This window comes from Helicobacter valdiviensis (assembly GCF_003245365.1).
GTDB lineage: Bacteria > Campylobacterota > Campylobacteria > Campylobacterales > Helicobacteraceae > Helicobacter_D > Helicobacter_D valdiviensis.
Genome location: NZ_NBIU01000013.1, coordinates 24,468 through 44,106 on the forward strand (window position 1 = coordinate 24,468; position 19,639 = coordinate 44,106).

The following is a 19,639-nucleotide window of genomic DNA, read 5'->3' on the forward strand; positions in this document are numbered from 1 at the left end:
TACTCCTTAGATGATTTCTAAATCTGCGTTAAAGGCACCTGCCTTTTTCATAGTTTCAATGATGGCAATCATATCTTTTGGTGTAGCACCCATTCTTTGAAGAGCTCTTGTAACACTTGCAATAGTCGGATTGTTGGTGCTAGTAACCATGCCAAGAGTAGGGCTAAAAGTAGCTCCACTTCCTAAATCTAGTGCTTCTGGATCGTTAATGTTTTCTGTGGAAACTTTAATGGTAATATTATTGTGCGTAACTACTACTGGTGAAACTTCCACTCCCATACCTGCAATGACTGTTCCTGTGCGTTCATTGATGATGATTTTTTCTTCTTTAATGTAATCTACATCAATATTTTGAACTTTTGCTAAAAATTCTACCATACTCATATTTTCTGGACGCACTAGGCGGATTGTTCTAGGATCAATCGCAGTGGCTATAGCTTGTGGCGTTTGGTTTGAATCATTTGGGGTATTTGTATTAAAAGCTTGATTAACGCTTGTTTGGATTCTAATGGCATTTTGGAAGTTTGCTTCTTTTAGACTTAAAGTTGCATTTGTTTTATTGTAAAGATCATAAGTAACCTCTCGCTCTACAATACCTCCACCTGAAAGCATAGCAGCTAGCGGGTGGTTGGCACTGCCTCCTCTTTCACTTTTACCGCCAATTCCTACTGCACCTTGTGCAACTGCATAGATTCTGCCATCTAATCCTGAAAGGGGCGTAAGTAATAGCGTTCCACCTTCTAAGGATTTAGCATCACCAATGCTTGAAACTAAAATATCTATTTTATCTCCCTGTCTTGCAAAAGGAGGAAGTTTAGCAGTTACCATTACAGCAGCAGCATTTTTAGAGCTTATATCATTAGGATCAACTTTTACATTTACGCTCTCAAGCATATTAGAAATAGATTGCATAGTAAAAGTAGAAGTGGTTTTATCTCCCGTCCCATTTAAACCAACAACCAAACCATAGCCAATGAGTTGGTTATCCCTAACACCTACAATATTAGCTAAATCACTTACTTTAGCACCAAAAAGAGAAGTGCCAAAAAAAGAAGCAAGGCATAAACTTACTAAGAATTTTGATATTTTCTTCATTTGCTCCATATCCTTATATTGCATTTTGAATACTATTAATGGCTTTAAAGCAAATTGCATTCCAAAATGTTTTTAAGCTTTTTTAAACTTATTATGATAAGATACCGCTTTTATTTATTATAACTCTTATTTTCTTAAAGCGGAGTATAGCGCAGCCTGGCTAGCGCACACCCTTGGGGTGGGTGAGGTCGTGGGTTCAAATCCCGCTACTCCGACCATTTTAGTCTTTCAATCAATCTTTAAAGTTTTGGATTTTTAATATATTTTATGTATTTTAATTTGTGTATTTTTAGAAAGTTTTTGGTTTAAAGAGAGTGTTAAAGCCAAGAAAGGCTCTAACAAATAAGATTAATGGTGGTGTGTTGCTTTATCGCGTAAAATAAAGAAAAGACTACCTAAAATACCAGCAGTTAGCGAAGCTATCAAAATAGAGATTTTTGCTACATCAGTTGCCATTACAGCATCTTCGCCTTTAAAGGCTAGATTGGTTACAAAAATTGACATTGTAAATCCAATTCCCCCCAAAGCTCCTGCACCAAAAACTTCTGTCCAAGTCATACCTTTAGGTCTAGCAGCAATTCCAAATTTTTCTGCTAAGAATGTGAAAGTGAAAATCCCAAGCGGTTTTCCAATAACAAGTCCGCACAAGATTCCTAAAAATATATGATCAATACTAAAATTAATGTTATCTCCTATGGTTACCCCAGCGTTTGCAAAAGCAAAAATAGGCATAATCAAAAAGCTAGAATAAGGTGCGAGTGCATGTTCTAGTCTAACAAGTGGATTTTGCACATCGTTTTTATGTTTTGCGAAGTGGTGTAATGCTTCTAATTGCTCATTTTGTAAAAGAATATTTTCTTTATTCTTATCTGCTTCTTGGAAATGTCCAATTACAAGCTTGGCTTTTTCCATAAAAGACATTGTGTCAATTTTAGGAGTTACAGGAATGGTAAAGGCTAAAACTACTGCTGCAATGGTAGCATGGATACCACAATTATGCACAGCAATCCACAAGAATACACCTAAAATCATATAAGGAGCAAGGCGTTTAACACCCATTTTATTTAAGAGAATTAAAACGCATACAATTCCAGCAGCAACAGCCAACCATCCAAAAGATAAACCTTGGCTATAAGCAACAGCAATTATAATAATAGCACCCAAATCATCGGCTACCGCTAAAGAAACCAAAAAGACTTTTACAGAAATAGAAACTCTCTTGCCTAAAGTTGCCAAAACTCCTAATGCAAAGGCAATATCAGTAGCCATTGGAATCCCAAAACCATCAGCAGAGTTAGTCCCCATATTGAGGGTATAATAAATAATTCCTGGACCCACCATACCACCAAGTGCGGCAATTACAGGTAAAGCTGCTCTTTTAAATCCTGCAAGCTCACCAAATAAAACTTCGCGTTTAATTTCTAAGCCTACTACCAAAAAGAAAAAAGCCATCAATACATCATTAATCCAATGCTCTAAGCTCATTCCTATGAAAGTTCCATTAATATCAAAGCCTATTTTGCTTTTCCAAAGCTGTGCGTAACCCTCTGCTAGAGGAGAGTTTGCAACAATCATTGCTAAAAGAGCGCAACAAAGCAATAAGATACCCGCAAAAGATTCGCTTTTTGCAAATTTTTTTATCGCTAAAACAAATTGGTTTTCCATTTTAATGACCTCCTTGTATAATTTCTATCCATTTCCCTTCTCCCTCTGTGTAAAAAATATAGCCATATACAGGCTTTTTTAGGAATTTTTCTACACACTGGATGTATTCTTTCATTTGTTCTTGATAAAGAGGGCTATGAATACCGCTTTTATAATCAATTACAAATGCTTCTGTGGCATTTTCTATTAATATGTCTAATCTTTTTTGCCTTCCTTCTATTAAAAAGGGAACTTCACATTTTACACTACCTTTAGCTAAAATTTCATTAAATTGTGGGAATTTTAAAGATGTATTGCATTTTTTTATAATATCATTTATGGTTTCTTCTTCTAAAAAGAAACCCATTTTATTTAAAAGAACATCTTTTAAAATGGTATCATCTAGTCCACATTTTAATTTTTGCTCCATTGCATAATGGAAAGCAATTCCATAATATAAAGACTTTAAATCCCCTTGTATTTTTTGTTTTTCTATAATTTGCATTTTGGTTTGTTGTCCTAAATTTTGCAAAAATGTTTTGTTAAATTCATTGATTTTTGGAGAATTTATAGGAGTTTTGGTGTGGGAAAAATTATGTTGGTATTCTAAGATAGCTGTTTTTAAATCTCCTAGCTCTTGTGTTTGGATATCTAAAACATCAAAAATGCTATTTTTGTCATTTTGTAAGATATGCATAGTATTTTTAGCGCGTGTCAATCCTACATAAAGTTGATTTTTAAGCTCTTTTTGGACAAGTTCTTTTTCTTGTAAAATAGCTTCTTTATATTGTGTATCTAGGCTTTCTCTAATAGGGTTGGAAAGCTTATAAATCCTTTTTATTTCTACGCCATTTTCTTTAAATTCAAAAAAGACTTTCCCTTTGTTATTGGAGGGTTTTGTCCGTCTATCTAATAATAAAATATTTTCAAACTCTAAGCCTTTAGATTTGTGGATTGTCATAATTCTAATTCCAGAAAAGTCGCTAGAAACAATATCAGTTTCAAGTCTTTCAACTTCTTCTAGTAATTCTTGTGTATTTGCAAAATTTAGGCTGTATTCTAAAAATTTTTTAGCACTCAAACTTGCAATTTTGTATTTTTCCATAATTGCTAAAAGCTTAAATGAAGGCTCTTTGTGTTCTAAAAATTTAGGTAATTCTTCAAATTTTAATCCCAAAAGCATAAAAAATTCTTCTTTAAATAGGGGGTTATTACTCTCACAAAAGCGTAAATATTCAATCAAAGCACGCACTTCATTATGTTCTATGAGCTTTGTGCTAGTATCCATTACTACTTTCAAACCCTTTTCTTGTAGAAAAGTTGCAATTTCCACCACCGTTTTATTATCAAACACTAAAATGGCAATTTCCTCTTCTTTGGCACCTTTTTCTAGGAGTTCTTGTATTTTTAAAAAGGAAGTTTCTTCTAAATTTTCCACTTTGCTTACATTAACATAGCCTAGAAGCTCTTTTTTGGCATTTTGAGGTGTGAAGTTTGCAATTTTATTTTTAAAAACTTCATTGACAAATTCTACAATGTTTTTGGCACTGCGATAATTTGTATCCATTTCTTCTTTAACCATAGAGGTTGAAGCAATTTCAAAAAGTCTAGGATTTCCTCCTCTAAAGCGGTAAATGGATTGTTTGGTATCTCCTACATAAAAAAAGCTTCTTAAGAAATTTTTAGCTCCAACTCCTGCTTTAATCTCTTCAATAAGAGGTTTTAGTATTTCATATTGCAAAATGCTTGTATCTTGAAATTCATCTATTAAAATATGACTAAGAGTGCTATCAAGCCTAAAATACAAAAAATCATGAGAAAAATTTTCTTTAGAAAATAGCTCATAAACCTTTTTGGTAACTCCATCAAAGCTTAGAGAGTTTTTGTTGTTAAAATACAATTCTTTGGCTTTTAAATAGAGTTTAAATATCTCATAAATTTTTTGTAAATATTCTCTTTCTTCTTGTAAAAAGATTTCTTGAATGCAAAGTTTTAAGTCTGTGAAAATGGAGGGATTAAAAATGATTTTCTTAAAATCGCGATAATCATTTAAATTTTCTTTTGTAAGCCATGTTTTTCCTTTGGTTAGCATTTCTTCATAATCATTGAAATCTAATGCGGTGTGAAGATTTTCTTTTTGTGATAGATATTCTGTTTGTAGTTTTTTGCCAAGGATAAGAGCGTCATTTTTTAAAGTAGATAAATTTTTATTTTGGGCTAATGCTGGAAGAATAAAAAGTGAGGAATCTAGCATTTCTTTAAAAGAATCTAAAAACGCACATAAAGACAAAAGGGATTCTAAATCTTGGTTACTTTGGAGGGCAAAATCAATCATTTTTTCCAAATTAAGCTTTTTAGAAAAAGAATGTTCTAAAAGATTTAAAAATAAATTTGTGATTTCTTCATGGTTTTGGGAGGCTATTTGGAAATTATGCTCTACTCCTACATACCAGCAAAAATTTTTTAAAATCCTGCCAAAAAATGCATCAATGGTAGTAATTTTCAAATCATCTTTTAAAAAATTGTGATAGATTTGTGAAATTTTTTCTTCCATCTGTTTGGGATTATTGATAGAAATAAACTCAAGATTTTTTATATAATTAATATCATTTTTATTGTCATAAATCTCTTTGATTTTTTGCACGATTCTTTCTTCCATTTCTTTGGCTGCTTTTTTGGTAAAGGTAAGTGTAAGAATAGAAGAGGGTTTAGCACCTAAAAATAGTAATTCAAGATAACGCATAACAAGACGGTAGGTTTTGCCACTGCCTGCACTTGCACTAAGACATAATAAGGCATTTTTCATAGTTTTCCTAAATAGAGAGATATAAAGGATAATTATAGCAAAATATTTTAAAACTTGATTGACATAAACTAAACTTTTATAATATAATTAGCATTAGATTAAGAGTTAATATTTTTAAATAAAGGTTAGTAAGAAAATGTCAAAAAGTTTATATGATACGCTTGAGGTAAGCCCAAATGCAAGTGCAGATGAGATTAAAAAGTCCTATCGCCGTTTGGCTAGAAAATACCATCCTGATATTAATAAAGAAAAGGATGCAGAGGAAAAGTTTAAAGAAATCAATGCAGCTTATGAGATTTTAAGCGATGAGAAAAAACGCAAACAATACGATCAGTTTGGTGATTCTATGTTTGGAGGGCAGAATTTCCATGACTTTGCAAGAGGGCAAGGAAATGTTAATTTAGATGATATATTAAGCCAGATTTTTGGAAGTGGAGGTGGATTCTCTCAAGGATTTGGTGGAGGTTTTGGAGAGGGATTTAATCCTTTTGGGGGAGGATTTAGAAGTGCAAATTTAGATATCAATGCAAACATTACCATTCCTTTTAGCACAGCAGTTTTAGGTGGAAAGCATAGTGTGAATGTGGAGAGTGCAACTTATGATATTAAAATACCCGCAGGAATTAAAAATGGCGAAACAATCCGCTTAAGAGGTAAAGGCAGGAGTGCAGGGGGGCAGAATGGAGATTTGCTTTTAAAAGTAAGTGTGGCAGAGCATCCTGAATATTCTCAAGAAGGAAATAATCTTACAAAAAGTTTTGAACTTCCGCTTAAAATTGCACTTTTTGGAGGTAAGGTAGAGATAGAAACACTTTATAAAACAATTACCTTAAAAGTGCCTAAAAATACAAAAAATAAGCAAAGATTTAGAGTAAAAGAGCTTGGTGGCTATGATAGGAAAAGTGGTGCAAAGGGTGATTTATTTTTAGAAGCTAATGTAATTTTGCCAGATGTAGATACTTTGCCAGAGGAATTAAAAACTGCATTAGAAAAATATTTATAAGGAGGCAAAAATGTATAGTTATGATGAACCTGTCTATCTTATTAGTGTTGTTGCAAAGATTTTATCAATCCATCCACAAACGCTTAGGCAGTATGAACGCGAAGGATTGGTGGAACCAGGGCGGACAGATGGTAAAATGCGTCTTTACTCTCAAAGAGATATTGATAAAATCAAAACCATTTTGCGTCTTACGCGGGATTTGGGAGTGAATTTGGCAGGAGTGGATATTATTTTGCGTCTTAAAGATCGCTTAGATGAGCAGGACAAAGAAATTGAAAATCTTTTGATGGATTTAGAGAAGTTTAAGAGCAATCAGAGTGGGAAATCTATTATTAAAAAACAGAGCTCTTATGAAGTGATTATCTATGAAAAATAGTTAGTTTTTTAAAGATGCTAAGGAAAAATCCCAAGCTTGCAACTAAAATAATGCTAGCTCCACTGCTTAGGTTTAAAAAATAGCTTAAAAGTAGTCCAACTAAGCAGAAAAACATACTTAAGATGGCACTTAAAGCCATCATAGAGCCTAATCTTTTTGTAAATTGTTCTGCAATAAAGCAAGGAATACTAAGCAGTGCAATGACTAATATTAATCCTACTGTGCGAATAGTAATTACAATGCAAAATGCAATCATAATCACTAAAAGATAATGGAAGAAATCTGTAGAAACCCCTTTTAATTTTGCAAATTGAGAATCAAAGCTTACTGCTTCAAATTGACGGTAAAAAACTACAATCAAGACTAAAAAGATAAAATCTATAATGCCCATAAGATATAAATCATATTGTGAAATTCCTAAAATGCTTCCAAAAAGATAAGACATTAAATCACTAGAATATCCACTAGAAAGATCAATTAAAATAATTCCAACTGCCATTCCTAAAGCCCAAATTACAGCGATAATATTGTCGCTTCTTTTTTCGTATTTTTTGGTTAAATATGCAACTAAAATAGCTAAAATTAGCGTAAAAATACTTGTGCTTAATAAAATGGGAATCCCAAAATAAAATGCTATTCCAATACCTCCAAATGCTGCGTGCGTTATACCGCCTGCCATAGAAAGTAAGCGATTTACCATAATTAAAGAACCCATAATACCACAAGCAATGCTTACAAGAAATGCACCTATTAGGGCATGGATAAAAAAGTCATGTTCTAAGAGTTCAAGCATTGTGTTTTCCTATATTTTGGTGCTTAGGCATATTGCATTCACAAAGATTAAGGCTTAATTCCACATCGCAAAAATGGTTATGTTCGCTTAAAAGATGCTTTAGAAGATGTGATTTTTGTTTTTCTTGAGGATTTGTGTGTAAAGTAAGCTCTTTATCAAGATGGGCGATTTTATTAGCATAAGCTAAAATAAGATTGATATTGTGGCAAATAAGGATAATCCCTATACCTTGATTGTGCAATTCTTTTAAGAGTTCAAAGATTTGGATAGACATTTTAGAATCCACACTTGCAGTGGGCTCATCTAAAATTAAAAGCTTGCAATCACTTACCAACGCTCTTGCAATAAATACGCGTTGGATTTGTCCTCCACTTAAGTCTTGTATGCTCCTATCCCATAAATCTTGCAAACCTACTTTTTTAAGTGCATTCAAAGCACTCTCTTTGTCTTTTTTGCTGTAAAATCCAAATTTTTTTTGATGGATTCTTCCCATTAGCACTACTTCTAAAACGCGTAAAGGAAAATTTGGATTTGGAATAGGATTTTGTGGAACATAACCTATTTTATTTTTAGAGATAAGGAAACAAAGGGGTGTTTTAGGTTCTAAGATACCTAAAATAAGTTTGATGAGGGTAGATTTACCCCCTCCATTAGGACCAATGATGGCTAAAAAGTCTTCACTGTCATAACTAAGATGGATATTTTTTAAGACAAGTTCTTCCTTGTAAGAAAAGCTAAGATTTTTAATTTCAAAGAGCTTCATTTTAGACTATTGCTTAAAGATTGTGTGGTTTTTAAAAGCTCATTCTCCCAATCGTATGAGAGATGGTTGATTTGCACAATATTTGCATTGAGTTCTTTGGCTAGGGTTTTAGCGGCATTTTCAGGAAAGCCAGATTGGACAAAGATTGTGTGGATATTGTTTTTTTTAGCAGTTTTTATAAGGTTTAAAAGTTCTTTGGGCTTAGGTTCTTTGCCATTAATTTCTACAGGAAGTTGCACTAATCCATAGGCTTTTGCAAAATAGCTCCAGCTAGGGTGATAAACAATAAATTGTTTAGATTTTAAAGGGGCAAGAGAAGCTTTAATTGTGTCGTTTAATTTTTCAAGTTTTTCAATAAAATTAAGGTAGTTTGCTGTATAGAAATCTTTGTTTGTTGGGTATTGTTGGCTTAAAGCTTCTAAGATATTTTTAGCTTGGATTTTGACGAGATTTGGATCTAGCCAAGTGTGTGGATCAAAATGGCTATGTGAATGATTATGTGTGTGAGATAAAAGAGGAACATTTGCGTTAGTATCTACTACTGTAAGATTGGAAAAAAGTTCTTGAAATTTATCTAGCATTGCATTTTCAAATTCCATATTAGCTTTAAAAAACAAATCGCTTTTAGAGAGTTTTAGGGCATCTTGTGGTTTAAAATCAAAGTTGTGTTCGTCTGTATTTGGTGAAATTAAGATATTAATTTCTACACTATCTTTTGCAATTTGTTCCACAAAATAGGCTTGTGGAGGAATGCTAACGCTTACTGTGGGCTTAGCATTTAAGAAACTAAGACAAAAAAGGAAAATCATTAAAGCTTTATTCATTGCAAACCTTTTTTAAACTAAAAATATGTAAAAAATCTAGCAATTATATTTTTAAGAGCTTACTTTTTGCTTAAATTAATTGCTAGTGCGGTAGCGGAATTGTCCTTTTTTGAAAACCATTTCAAAACCTCCAATGCTAAAGAGCCATTTGTTTTCAATAGTATTTTTCATAAATGCTGCCATTTCTCCTTTGAGTTTTTTACCATAAACTACACCCACTCCATCAGTGTGTCCTATAGAACAAACTGTGCCTCTATGGTGGAATTTAAAATCTTTTTTAAAAGGTTCATTAGAAAGCTTAGCTACAAACAAATCAGCTATATAATCTCCCATTTGTGCTGCTAGTTGCGCAGTGGGTGCGTGGATAACATCTTTGCTTGTAGCAAGAGCACAATCGCCTACTGCATAAATATTGGGGAAACTTTCGCATTGGAGTTGCGAATTTACAGGGATTCTGCCTTTTTTGTTGGGGATTTCACTTTTTTCTACAATATCGCTTCCTTTAACACCCGCACTCCAAATAATAGTATTGCCACATATTTCTAATTCTTTACCATCTTTTTCTAAGAGGACTTTGTTTTTTTGAATTTCTTTAATATTTCCTTCACAGATGATTTCTACACCTAGTTTTTGGAGTTTATCTTGTGCAACTTTTGCTAATTTTTGATCAAATACGGGCAAAATATGTTTAGATCTTCCAATGCAAGTGATTTTGGGAATATTCTTGTCAATTCCACAAATAAGACTTAATTCACTAATTTGAGTGGCAAGCTCTGCTGCAAATTCAATGCCAGTAAATCCTGTTCCGCAAATGATAGTATGGAGATCTTGTGGGTTTTTAGTATGCACAAATTCTTTAAATTTATTTTCTATGTTTTTAGAAAGTTTTAGCGAAGCATTTAAAGAAGAGAGTTTAAAAGTATGTTCTTCTACTCCTTTAATACCAAAACTATCGGGTTTAAAACCAAGTCCGATAATTAAATAATCATAAGAATATTCTCCGCCATTGCCTAAAACTTTATTTTCATTAGGAAGAATTTTAAGAATTTTATCCTTGATGAAATGAATTTTTTTGGGATTTAGAATTTTTCTATAATAAATTCTAGCTTTTCTAGCACTAAGTGTGCCTATGGAAACTTTATGGAGTAAAGTAGTTTGATAGTGGTAATCGTGTTTGCTAATTAGAGTGATGCTTGCTGGTGTTTTTAGTTTTCTTTGGAGGCCTAAAGCGGCCTTTAAACCTCCATATCCTCCACCAATGATTAAAATTTTTGGAGTTTGCATAAACTTCCTCCTTGGATTTTTTGGTTTTGCATAGATTATAGGAAAAAAACCAAAAAATTAAAATAAAATTTAACCAAATGGAAAATATTTGATAAAATTTTGGTAGAAATTTACCCTTTTATCAAGAATATTTTAGATAAGGTTAGCCATAATTTTAGTAATTTTTTAAAAATTTTAAGGAAATTTATGGAAAATCCTACAATGAATAAAAAAAGCATAGAAGTGCTAAGTAGAATTCTTTCTAAAAATGATGAAGAAGCCATAAAATTAAGGGAGTTTTATAGAAATAATAATATTTTTGCTATTAATCTTATGAGTTCTCCTGGAAGTGGAAAAACTACTCTTTTAGAAAGCATTGCCAAAAAGAAATTGTTGGAATTTAGCGTAGTAGAAGGAGATTTGCAGACAAATAGAGATGCACAAAGATTGCTAAATCTTGGTGTTAATGCACATCAGATTACTACAGGGGATGCTTGCCATTTGGAAGCATTAATGGTAAAAGAGGCTTTGGGGGAATTGCAAAAAAAAGCCCCTCTAAAAGAATATCTTTTTATAGAAAATGTGGGAAATCTTGTATGTCCTGCAAGCTATGATTTGGGTGCGAATTTAAATATTGTATTGCTTTCAACTCCAGAGGGTGATGATAAGGTTTTAAAATATCCTACCATGTTTTTATGTGCAGATGCTGTAGTGGTAAGTAAAGCAGATTTGATAGAGATTTTTGGCTTTAAAATAGAGCAGGTAAGAGAGGATTTGGATAAGCTTAAAAAGAAAATCCCTTTATTTGTGCTTTCTAATAAAGATGAAGCAAGTTTGGTGCAGTTTTGCGAATTTTTAAAAACTAAAAAAGGAGAAAATTATGTGTCTAGCCATACCTTCTAAAGTGGTTTCTATTGATAAAGATACGAATATGGTGGTTTTGGATACTTTAGGAATTGAACGAGAGGCGAGTTTAGATTTAATGAGTGAAGAAGTTAAGATTGGTGATTATGTGCTTTTGCATATTGGCTATGTAATGGCAAAGATTGATGAAGAACAAGCAAAACTTTCTTTAGAAACTTATCAAGAAATCTTAAAATCTATGGAAGAGGAAGAAAAGGAGTTAGATACATAAGCACCCCTCTTAAGATACTTGCGGCACATAAAATTTTCAAGTGCTCTGCTGTGTTCCCACCCTGAAGCATTGCTTAAAAACCCTATTGCACAAGTCTCAAAAAGGGCAGTGGGAATTCTAATATATCTTTTATTAATTACAACTTATTTGTAAAGAAAATGATTTGTTTTGGAGTGTTTTGGTTGTATCCCTTAGCAATGGATGCTAAGAGGATATAATTTATTTCTTTTTGCCAAAGATTGCACTTAATAAGCCATTTTGATAAGCAACTGCAAGCAAAGCAATCACAACACCAAAAATTTGTAATGCAGAGAGGCTCTCGCCAAACATAATAGGAGCAATAAGAGCTACTGTAGCAATAGGGCTTAAAATCAAAAGTCCTGCGCCTAAAGTTGGGTTTAATTTGATAGAACCATGCTGTGTAAAAGTCCAAGCTGCTGCTTGCCCTGCCACCCCTAGAACAATCATCCAAAACCAATTTGTAGTATTAATAGGATCTCCGATAGTTACTGATGAAAATACGCTTGTAATATTTCCCATTTCAGCACTTAAGTGCATAGCTTTAATACCACCTGCAGTATCTACCATAACACCATTTGTAAAATCAAATCCTTGCCCTGTGATTAAAAATGCCCATATTAGAGGTGCTACTAATTGTGCCATGCTTGAAAGAAAAATAGGTTGCACAACTTGTCCATTGCCAATTCTTCCAGCTCTTCTACTTGCAAAAAGATAGATACCATAACAAAATCCAGAAGTTAATCCACAAATTGTTCCAACTGCCATAATTCCTAACCCAAATACTTCTTGGGGGCCGTTTGGATCTACGATACCATTTTCTAACGCACCTCCTGCTAAAATCACACCTGCTAACATAATAGGTGCTATAAAATAATAGCTAAAAGGGATTTTTTCTCTATCTACAAAGAATGCTAAAGCAGGTAACATAATTACTTGAATATTTAACAAAATAGAAGCAATTCCAGAACCCACAAAATAAATAGAATAATTCCAAGCAGTAAAATCAATTCCCAAAACAAGTCCAGCCAAAAGAGATAATAGCACACCTTTTTTACTAAGAGAACCGATTTTTCTTGCTTCCATAATAGCAAAAGGTATCAAACAAAGAGCACCAATTAAACAACGCACAAAAGCACCTGTTGCTGGATCAAAGTTGGATAATTTTTGCCATGGAGCTGTAAAAGATAAAAACAAAATTCCTACAAGAAATATCACATAAGTCATTGCAGTTGCATTGCCTCTTAGTTCATCATTATTCATGTTTTTTCCTTTTTGTTAAAATAACTTTTAATATTTATTAAAAATATAAATAGATAGATTATATTTTTTCGTAAATACTCCCTAAGATAACTATAAAATTCAAAAAATAAACTGAATCATAATTAAAAAAATGATTTTTTTCTTTTTTTTCTTTTTTTCTCTTGATTTGATACAAAAAGTAACTGATTATTAATTTATATGTTAAAAAACAATATTTTATACTTAAAATTAAATATTATGCAAATAAGTTAATTAAATAAGCATATTATTTAAGCCATATTTAAAATAAATTAGCCTACTATGCTTATGTTTAAGAATTTATGTTTAAGAATTATGGAGAAAATATATGAAAAAGCCAGTGATTATAGGTGTTGGCGGTCCAGTAGGTGCTGGAAAAACACTGCTTATTGAAAGAGTTATTAGAAAAATGAGTGAAAATTATGAAATTGCGGTAGTAACCAATGATATTTACACCAAAGAAGATGCTTTGTTTTTGGCTAAAAACAGTGTTCTTTCTGAAGATAGGATTATTGGTGTGGAAACAGGTGGTTGTCCGCATACAGCAATTAGAGAAGATGCTTCAATGAATGAGGCAGCATTAATGGAGTTGCAAAAGAAATTTTCTCTTGATTTATTGTTTTTAGAGAGCGGTGGGGATAATTTAGCAGCTACTTTTAGTCCAGATTTAGTAGATTTTAGTATTTATGTTATTGATGTGGCGCAGGGTGAGAAAATCCCAAGAAAAGCAGGTGCAGGTATGATAAAATCTGATTTATTTGTGATTAATAAAACCGACTTAGCGCCTTATGTAGGTGCAAATCTTGAAGTAATGGCAAGTGATACAAGACATTTTAGAGGCAATAAAGATTTCTATTTTACAAATCTTAAAAAAGATGAAGGTTTAGAAGATGTGATTAATTGGATTGAAAGAAATTGCCTTTTAAAAGATTTATAGATGAATATTTTAAAAATCAAACTTCAAGAAGGTGCTTTAAAAGAACATTATCAAAGTGGTATGCAAAGATTATTGCAAGTTCCTATTTGCGGTGAGAGGCTAAGTGAAAATGAATTTTTCGCCTATATTAGCACTCTTGGTGGAGGGCTAGTAAGCGGAGATACTTATAGGCAAGAAATTGCACTTTTTAATTCTAAAGTAACGCTAAATTCTCAATCTAACCAAAAAATCTATAAAGGGCATTCTATTTTGGAGAGCAAAATCCATTTGGATGAAAATTCAAGTCTAGTTTTTCATAATGATGCCAATATCTTTTATGCAAAGAGTGATTTTTTAAGCCAAACAAGTTTGTTTGCCAAAAAAGATTCTAAGTTTTTTTATTTAGATGGTGGATTTATAGGTTATTCTTTAGGAGATTTTAAAGCAAAGATGAATTTTAGGCTATTTATAGAAAGTAGGCTTATTTTAAATGATGCTTTTTGTTATTTTAGTCCAAAAAATCTCCATTTACTTTTAGAATATGAATATTTTTATACGATTTTTATCCGTGGATTAGATGAGGTTCCACATAAAAATGAAAAAAACCTCAAAGCTTATGCAAGTAAAATCAAAGACAATCTTATTGTAAGAATTTTATCTAAAAATCAAGATGGGGCATTAGAATACATTAACGCACTCAAGCGTTACTTTGTAAAAGGAGTAAATATGAATTTTAATTATTAAAAAAAATTACAAAGTAATTTAAATTTAACTTAAGGAGAAAATATGACTTTAACGCAAAAAGAGCAAGAAAAACTTTTATTAAGTTATGCAGCTGTTGTAGCAAGAAAACGATTAGAAAGAGGATTAAAGCTAAATTGTCCTGAGGCAATAGCAATAATAAGTGATTTTATATTAGAGGGTGCTAGAGATGGCAAAAGTGTGAGTGAGCTTATGAATGAGGGTAAGAATGTTTTATCTAAATCACAAGTTTTAGAAGGCGTTGCTGATATGGTAGATGAGGTGCAAGTAGAAGCGACTTTTAGAGATGGAACTAAGCTTGTAACAATCCATCATCCAATAAATTAAGGAGTTAATATGAAACTTGGTGAAATTATTTATGCACAAGGTGAGATTGTTTGCAATGCAAACCGTGAAGCAATTACGCTAGAAGTTACAAATAGTGGAGATAGACCTATTCAGGTAGGATCACATTATCATTTTTATGAAACCAATACAGCTTTAATCTTTGATAGAGAAAAAGCTAGAGGAAAAAGATTAGATATTATTAGTGGAACTGCAGTGCGTTTTGAACCAGGTGTTACAAAAAGCGTAAATTTAATAGATTTGGCAGGAACTAGAGAAGTGTGGGGACAAAACTGCAAAATTAATGGAAAATTATAAGGAGAAGCTATGTTTAAAGTAAGTAGAGCAGAATATGCATCTCATTTTGGGATTACAAAGGGCGATAGTATAAGGCTTGCAGATACTAATCTTTTTGCTAGAGTTGAAAAAGATTATGCAATCTATGGTGAGGAATGTAAATTTGGTGGTGGAAAAACACTAAGAGATGGTATGGGACAGAATTCTAGAATGCTAGATAAAGATGTTGTGGATTTAATCATTACAAATGCTTTGGTTATTGATTATACAGGAATTTATAAAGCAGATATTGGGATTAAAGATGGACTTATTTATGGAATAGGTAAGGGTGGAAACCCAGATATTATGGATGGTGTAGATTTTGTTACAGGAGTTAGCACAGAAGCATTAGCAGGAGAAGGGCTTATTTTAACAGCAGGTGGCGTGGATACGCATATTCACTTTATTAACCCAGAGCAAGTAAATGAAGCATTAAGCAATGGTGTTACAACTCTTTTTGGAGGAGGAACGGGGCCTAATGATGGTTCAAAAGCAACTACTTGCACCCCAGGAAAATTCCATATTAAAAGAATGCTACAAGGGACAGATGATTTACCTATTAATATAGGACTTTATGGAAAAGGACATGGATCTAATGTGGAGGTAAATTTGGAGCAATTAAGAGCAGGGGCTGCTGGGCTTAAAATCCATGAAGATTGGGGAACTACAAAGAGTGCGATTGATAATGCGCTAAAAGCAGCCGAGATTGCAGATGTATCTGTGGGAATCCATACAGATACGCTTAATGAGTTTGGTTGTGTAGAGGATACTAGAGCAGCTATTGGTGGAAGAACTATCCATACATTCCACACAGAGGGTGCAGGTGGTGGACATGCTCCAGATATTATTAAATTAGCAGGAGATGCAAACATTCTACCCGCTTCTACAAACCCGACAATGCCATTTACTACAAATACTATTGAAGAGCATTTAGATATGTTAATGGTATGCCACCATTTAAGTAAAAATGTAAAAGAAGATGTTGCTTTTGCAGATAGTCGTATTAGAAAAGAAACAATCGGTGCTGAAGATGTTTTGCATGATTTGGGAGCAATTTCTATTATGAGTTCAGATTCTCAAGCTATGGGAAGAATTGGTGAAGTGGTAAGTAGAACTTGGCAAACCGCACATAAAATGAAAGAGCAAAGAGGTGCTATGGAGGGTGATAGCGAATATTGTGATAACAATAGAATTAAACGCTATATTGCAAAATACACAATTAATCCAGCTATTGCTGCAGGAGTTAGCGAGTATGTAGGAAGTGTAGAGGTAGGAAAAATTGCTGATTTGGTTCTTTGGGATCCAAAATCGTTTGGAACAAAGCCTAAAATGGTAATTAAAGGTGGCTTTTGTGCACTTTCAGTAATGGGAGATAGCAATGCTTCTATTCCTACGCCAGAGCCTATTATGCATAGAAAAATGTTTGGTGCAATAGGCGAAGCAGTGCATAGGACTTGCTATAGCTTTATGTGTAAAATGGCAGTAGAAGCAAATGTAGCAGAGGAATATGGAATTAAGAAAAAAGTATTGCCAATCAAAGGTGCAGCACATGCTAAAAAGGCGGATATGAAGCTAAATAATGCTACGCCAAAAATTGATGTAGATCCGCAAACTTATGTGGTAAGTGTAGATGGTAAAGAGGCTTATAGTGAGCCTGTTAGCGAACTGCCTTTAGCACAAAGATATTATTTATTCTAGGAAAAATCATGATAGTTTCTAAAATAATCGGTAATATTAGTAGTTTTGATTGTAAAGGTAAAACTATTGATAAAGTAAAAGTAAGTGCAGAGGATAGACTAAAGCAGATTATACGCCTAAAGAGCGATAGTGGAATAGAAATAGGTGTGAATTTGCAAGAGGGACATTTGCATAATGGCGATATTTTAGGAGAAGATGATAAAAGCATTTTTGTGGTGGATTTTCTACCGCAAAATGTGCTTTTAATCACTCCAAAAGATATGATGCAAATGGGTTTTGTGGCTCATTCTATCGGTAATAGACATACTCCAGCAGTTTTTGAAGAGGGAGCGATGATTGTAGAAGAAGATTATTTGTTGATAGAATGGTTAGAAGCTAATAAAGTGCCTTATCAAAAAGCACAAAAGGTTTTAAAATGTGCGCTAAAGCATGCAAGCCATCATCATTAATGCTAGGAGCTTTTTTGTTTGATAGTGCCTTTGCAAATGGGGCATATTCACATAGCTTTGGGCTAGAAACTTATATTTCTTGGGGTAGGGTAGTAGATGCTAAAAGCTTTCAAGAATGGCTTAGGGGCTATATGTTAGAGGTGTTTGCACCTCAAGAGGGTGTAGTTTATGTGTTAGCTAATGCATTTAAAACTAAACCTTTAAGTCTTTTGAAGCTAGCACGCATCGCAAATGCTTCACTTTTAAGCAAAGAATGTCGCAATGGTGCAATTAGTATAGCAAGAGCTACTTTGAAAAATACAGAGTTTTTGCATAATCAAATAGCAAGTTGGTATTATGCGATTTGTCAAAATGAAGATTATGCGCATCCTGCTATTGCTTTTAGTGTGCTAAGCTGTGAAGACTTAATGGAGCAATATGCTTATGCAAATATTAAAACCCTTACTCAAAACGCTACAAGGGCAATCCCACTTTCTTATAGGAAATCTAGTCAAATTTTGTATGAAAATTTAGAACTTTCCAAAGAAGTGGCGAGAAAATGTGAGTTTCTAGCACAAAGCACATTGCAAAAGGGCTATATAAGCTTAAATGATAAAGAAAATTGTTTGTTTGCCTCACATCAAGAAATAGACTTAACTACTTTTGCACATGAAAAATTAGATTTTAGGTTGTTTATGAGCTAGATAGCTTTATTGTGGGGGAATATATTTTTACAAATTAGAAATAAAAGAATTAAAATCTATAGTATATCCTAAGGGTTATTTAGAATTGCAATGTATAAAAACGCCTTTTAATGAGTTTTTTAGATTGCCATAAACCTAAACATAATAATAAGAAAATCCCCTATAATGCACTATTTTGTTACCAAAAGCATTGATAGGACTTGTGTGTGGCAATCTAAAGACCCACAAAGCACAATCAATAAACCTATCATTTTATAAATAGTAATAAAAATTAAAAGAGTTTAAATAAAAGGCAAAAAGAAAAGATTCTAACCTGCTTATTTTAACTTCGCTGGGGTTGTAAATTCCTCATTACGCGAGCGGGAGTTCCACTCCCTGCACCTACCTGAAGCCCCCGTCCCACTACGCTACGCTTGCGGGGGAGCTTCGCTCTTTACCTTTAGAAGAATTTTTTAAAATACTTTAAGTCTAAGTTAAGCAGGTATTAACTAGAAACTTATTGTTTTGTTAGATATGTTTTATTCTAGTTTCTTTTTGAAACTAGAATGAGAACTATTAAAAAAATTATAAATAAAATTATTAATTCCATACTAGCTCCTTTTTACATCTTCTATAAAGACAATAAAAACAAATTGCATGGCAGTCTAAAGAAACATAGGAGCGTCACTGCGAGCAGTGGAACACTGCGTGACAGTCTAATGAATGCTTAAGCTTCTTGATTGTTTTTCAGATTGCTTCAGTTCTAAAGAGCTTTGCAATGGCAAGAGATTATCAATGAAATTATTAAAATTTTATAAGTTAAACGGTTACAAGAATTCAATAAATTCTAGTAGTTACTATATATAGCTTTAGTTTTTATGAAATTTTAAGAGGTTAGAGAGTTTTTAAATATAGTTATTTAAAATAAAGTGGTAAAGATAGGTTAATAAATTCTAGTAGTGGCAGTAAGGCTTTAGGAGTTTTTTAAAATGTTGTGCAAGTATGGGCAAATTGCTATGCAATGTGCAGGGTGAGACTAGATAAATAATATAAACCCTATAAAATTTTTAAAATCTATTAAATACTTACTCTAAAGGATTTACTTTTAAAGATTGTTTTATAGATTGCTTCAGTTCTAAAGAGCTTCGCAATGACAAGAGATTATCAATGAAATTATTAAAATTTTATAAGTTAAAAAAACTGCAAGAATTAAAAATAAATTCTAGTAGTGGCGGATGAGCTTTGTGAGTTTTTAATAAATTTTTGGAACGAGGCTAAAAAAGAAAAAGATGTAATAAATTCTAATAGTTACGGTATATAGCTTTAGCTTTTATGAAATTTTAAGAGGTTAGCGGACTTAGTGTCCGTGCCTCTTGAAATTTTATAAATCTATATGCTAGATATCTTGAATACAAATTTCCTCTATATTCTTTGTGCCATACAAGGATTGTTTGTCTTAAAGTTCTCACTCACCACACAAGTTCTTTGGTT

19 protein-coding genes, 1 tRNA gene and 1 other RNA gene are annotated in these 19,639 nt (G+C 32.7%); 12 read left to right on the forward strand and 9 right to left on the reverse strand.

Annotated elements, in window-relative coordinates; translation table 11 throughout:
- Window positions 1-6: 6 nt before the first annotated feature.
- A complete protein-coding gene (locus tag B6S12_RS05635; RefSeq protein WP_111229828.1) occupies window positions 7-1,095 on the reverse strand; it encodes a flagellar basal body P-ring protein FlgI in 1,089 nt (362 codons plus the stop codon).
- Window positions 1,096-1,235: 140 nt separating this feature from the next.
- On the opposite strand from B6S12_RS05635, the gene B6S12_RS05640 reads away from it, so the two are divergent.
- Window positions 1,236-1,313 (forward strand) — tRNA-Pro (locus B6S12_RS05640).
- Between the two features lie 130 nt (window positions 1,314-1,443).
- On the opposite strand, the gene nhaA is transcribed toward B6S12_RS05640, so the two are convergent.
- Window positions 1,444-2,760, reverse strand: coding sequence for a Na+/H+ antiporter NhaA (gene nhaA, locus B6S12_RS05645; protein WP_181450970.1), 1,317 nt, complete (start codon window positions 2,758-2,760; stop codon window positions 1,444-1,446).
- A 1-nt stretch (window position 2,761) separates the two neighbouring features.
- Window positions 2,762-5,545, reverse strand: coding sequence for a RecB-like helicase (locus tag B6S12_RS05650; RefSeq protein ID WP_111229830.1), 2,784 nt, complete (start codon window positions 5,543-5,545; stop codon window positions 2,762-2,764).
- 136 nt (window positions 5,546-5,681) lie between these two features.
- Here B6S12_RS05650 and B6S12_RS05655 point away from each other — a divergent pair, with 136 nt between their 5' ends.
- Together B6S12_RS05655 and B6S12_RS05660 are read left to right on the forward strand one after the other, a co-directional pair.
- Complete coding sequence (locus tag B6S12_RS05655) at window positions 5,682-6,548, forward strand: DnaJ C-terminal domain-containing protein (protein WP_111229831.1); 867 nt, start codon at window positions 5,682-5,684, stop codon at window positions 6,546-6,548.
- Window positions 6,549-6,558: 10 nt separating this feature from the next.
- The gene (locus tag B6S12_RS05660) at window positions 6,559-6,924 is read left to right on the forward strand and encodes a heat shock protein transcriptional repressor HspR (protein ID WP_111229832.1); all 366 of its coding nucleotides are present in this window, start codon (window positions 6,559-6,561) and stop codon (window positions 6,922-6,924) included.
- Here B6S12_RS05660 and B6S12_RS05665 read toward each other — a convergent pair.
- From B6S12_RS05665 to B6S12_RS05680, 4 genes are all read right to left on the reverse strand, one after another.
- Window positions 6,908-7,717, reverse strand: a complete 810-nt coding sequence (locus tag B6S12_RS05665; protein ID WP_111229833.1) for a metal ABC transporter permease — start codon at window positions 7,715-7,717, stop codon at window positions 6,908-6,910. The two genes, B6S12_RS05660 and B6S12_RS05665, sit on opposite strands and share 17 nt — an antisense overlap.
- The gene (locus B6S12_RS05670) at window positions 7,710-8,480 is read right to left on the reverse strand and encodes a metal ABC transporter ATP-binding protein (RefSeq protein ID WP_111229834.1); all 771 of its coding nucleotides are present in this window, start codon (window positions 8,478-8,480) and stop codon (window positions 7,710-7,712) included. Before B6S12_RS05670 ends, B6S12_RS05665 begins: the two co-directional genes overlap by 8 nt.
- The gene (locus B6S12_RS05675; protein WP_111229835.1) at window positions 8,477-9,304 is read right to left on the reverse strand and encodes a metal ABC transporter solute-binding protein, Zn/Mn family; all 828 of its coding nucleotides are present in this window, start codon (window positions 9,302-9,304) and stop codon (window positions 8,477-8,479) included. Before B6S12_RS05675 ends, B6S12_RS05670 begins: the two co-directional genes overlap by 4 nt.
- Before the next feature lie 75 nt (window positions 9,305-9,379).
- A complete protein-coding gene (locus tag B6S12_RS05680; protein WP_111229836.1) occupies window positions 9,380-10,588 on the reverse strand; it encodes an NAD(P)/FAD-dependent oxidoreductase in 1,209 nt (402 codons plus the stop codon).
- 186 nt (window positions 10,589-10,774) lie between these two features.
- On the opposite strand from B6S12_RS05680, the gene hypB reads away from it, so the two are divergent.
- The gene (gene hypB / locus B6S12_RS05685) at window positions 10,775-11,470 is read left to right on the forward strand and encodes a hydrogenase nickel incorporation protein HypB (protein ID WP_111229837.1); all 696 of its coding nucleotides are present in this window, start codon (window positions 10,775-10,777) and stop codon (window positions 11,468-11,470) included.
- A complete protein-coding gene (locus B6S12_RS05690; RefSeq protein WP_111229838.1) occupies window positions 11,448-11,702 on the forward strand; it encodes a HypC/HybG/HupF family hydrogenase formation chaperone in 255 nt (84 codons plus the stop codon). Before hypB ends, B6S12_RS05690 begins: the two co-directional genes overlap by 23 nt.
- A gap of 4 nt (window positions 11,703-11,706) precedes the next feature.
- Here B6S12_RS05690 and ffs read toward each other — a convergent pair.
- An RNA gene (ffs, locus tag B6S12_RS05695) (signal recognition particle sRNA small type) lies at window positions 11,707-11,804 on the reverse strand.
- Between the two features lie 117 nt (window positions 11,805-11,921).
- Window positions 11,922-12,983 carry a DMT family transporter gene (locus B6S12_RS05700; RefSeq protein ID WP_111229839.1) on the reverse strand — a complete coding sequence of 354 codons (1,062 nt, stop codon included), beginning with the start codon at window positions 12,981-12,983 and terminating at the stop codon, window positions 11,922-11,924.
- Window positions 12,984-13,329: 346 nt separating this feature from the next.
- Here B6S12_RS05700 and ureG point away from each other — a divergent pair, with 346 nt between their 5' ends.
- Genes ureG through B6S12_RS05735 form a run of 7 tightly spaced genes read left to right on the forward strand, consistent with a single transcriptional unit; the run spans window position 13,330 to window position 18,169 of the window.
- On the forward strand, window positions 13,330-13,938 hold the full coding sequence (gene ureG / locus B6S12_RS05705) for an urease accessory protein UreG (protein WP_111229840.1): 609 nt from the start codon (window positions 13,330-13,332) through the stop codon (window positions 13,936-13,938).
- The gene (locus B6S12_RS05710) at window positions 13,939-14,661 is read left to right on the forward strand and encodes an urease accessory protein UreD (RefSeq protein WP_111229841.1); all 723 of its coding nucleotides are present in this window, start codon (window positions 13,939-13,941) and stop codon (window positions 14,659-14,661) included. It abuts the gene before it with no gap.
- Window positions 14,662-14,703: 42 nt separating this feature from the next.
- Window positions 14,704-15,006 (forward strand): urease subunit gamma, encoded by a 303-nt coding sequence (locus tag B6S12_RS05715; protein ID WP_111229842.1) that lies wholly within the window; start codon window positions 14,704-14,706, stop codon window positions 15,004-15,006.
- A 9-nt stretch (window positions 15,007-15,015) separates the two neighbouring features.
- Window positions 15,016-15,321 (forward strand): urease subunit beta, encoded by a 306-nt coding sequence (locus B6S12_RS05720; protein WP_111229843.1) that lies wholly within the window; start codon window positions 15,016-15,018, stop codon window positions 15,319-15,321.
- Between the two features lie 9 nt (window positions 15,322-15,330).
- Window positions 15,331-17,037, forward strand: a complete 1,707-nt coding sequence (gene ureC, locus B6S12_RS05725) for an urease subunit alpha (RefSeq protein WP_111229844.1) — start codon at window positions 15,331-15,333, stop codon at window positions 17,035-17,037.
- An 8-nt stretch (window positions 17,038-17,045) separates the two neighbouring features.
- A complete protein-coding gene (locus B6S12_RS05730; protein WP_111229845.1) occupies window positions 17,046-17,486 on the forward strand; it encodes an urease accessory protein UreE in 441 nt (146 codons plus the stop codon).
- A complete protein-coding gene (locus B6S12_RS05735; protein ID WP_111229846.1) occupies window positions 17,453-18,169 on the forward strand; it encodes an urease accessory protein UreF in 717 nt (238 codons plus the stop codon). Before B6S12_RS05730 ends, B6S12_RS05735 begins: the two co-directional genes overlap by 34 nt.
- Window positions 18,170-19,639: the final 1,470 nt, after the last annotated feature.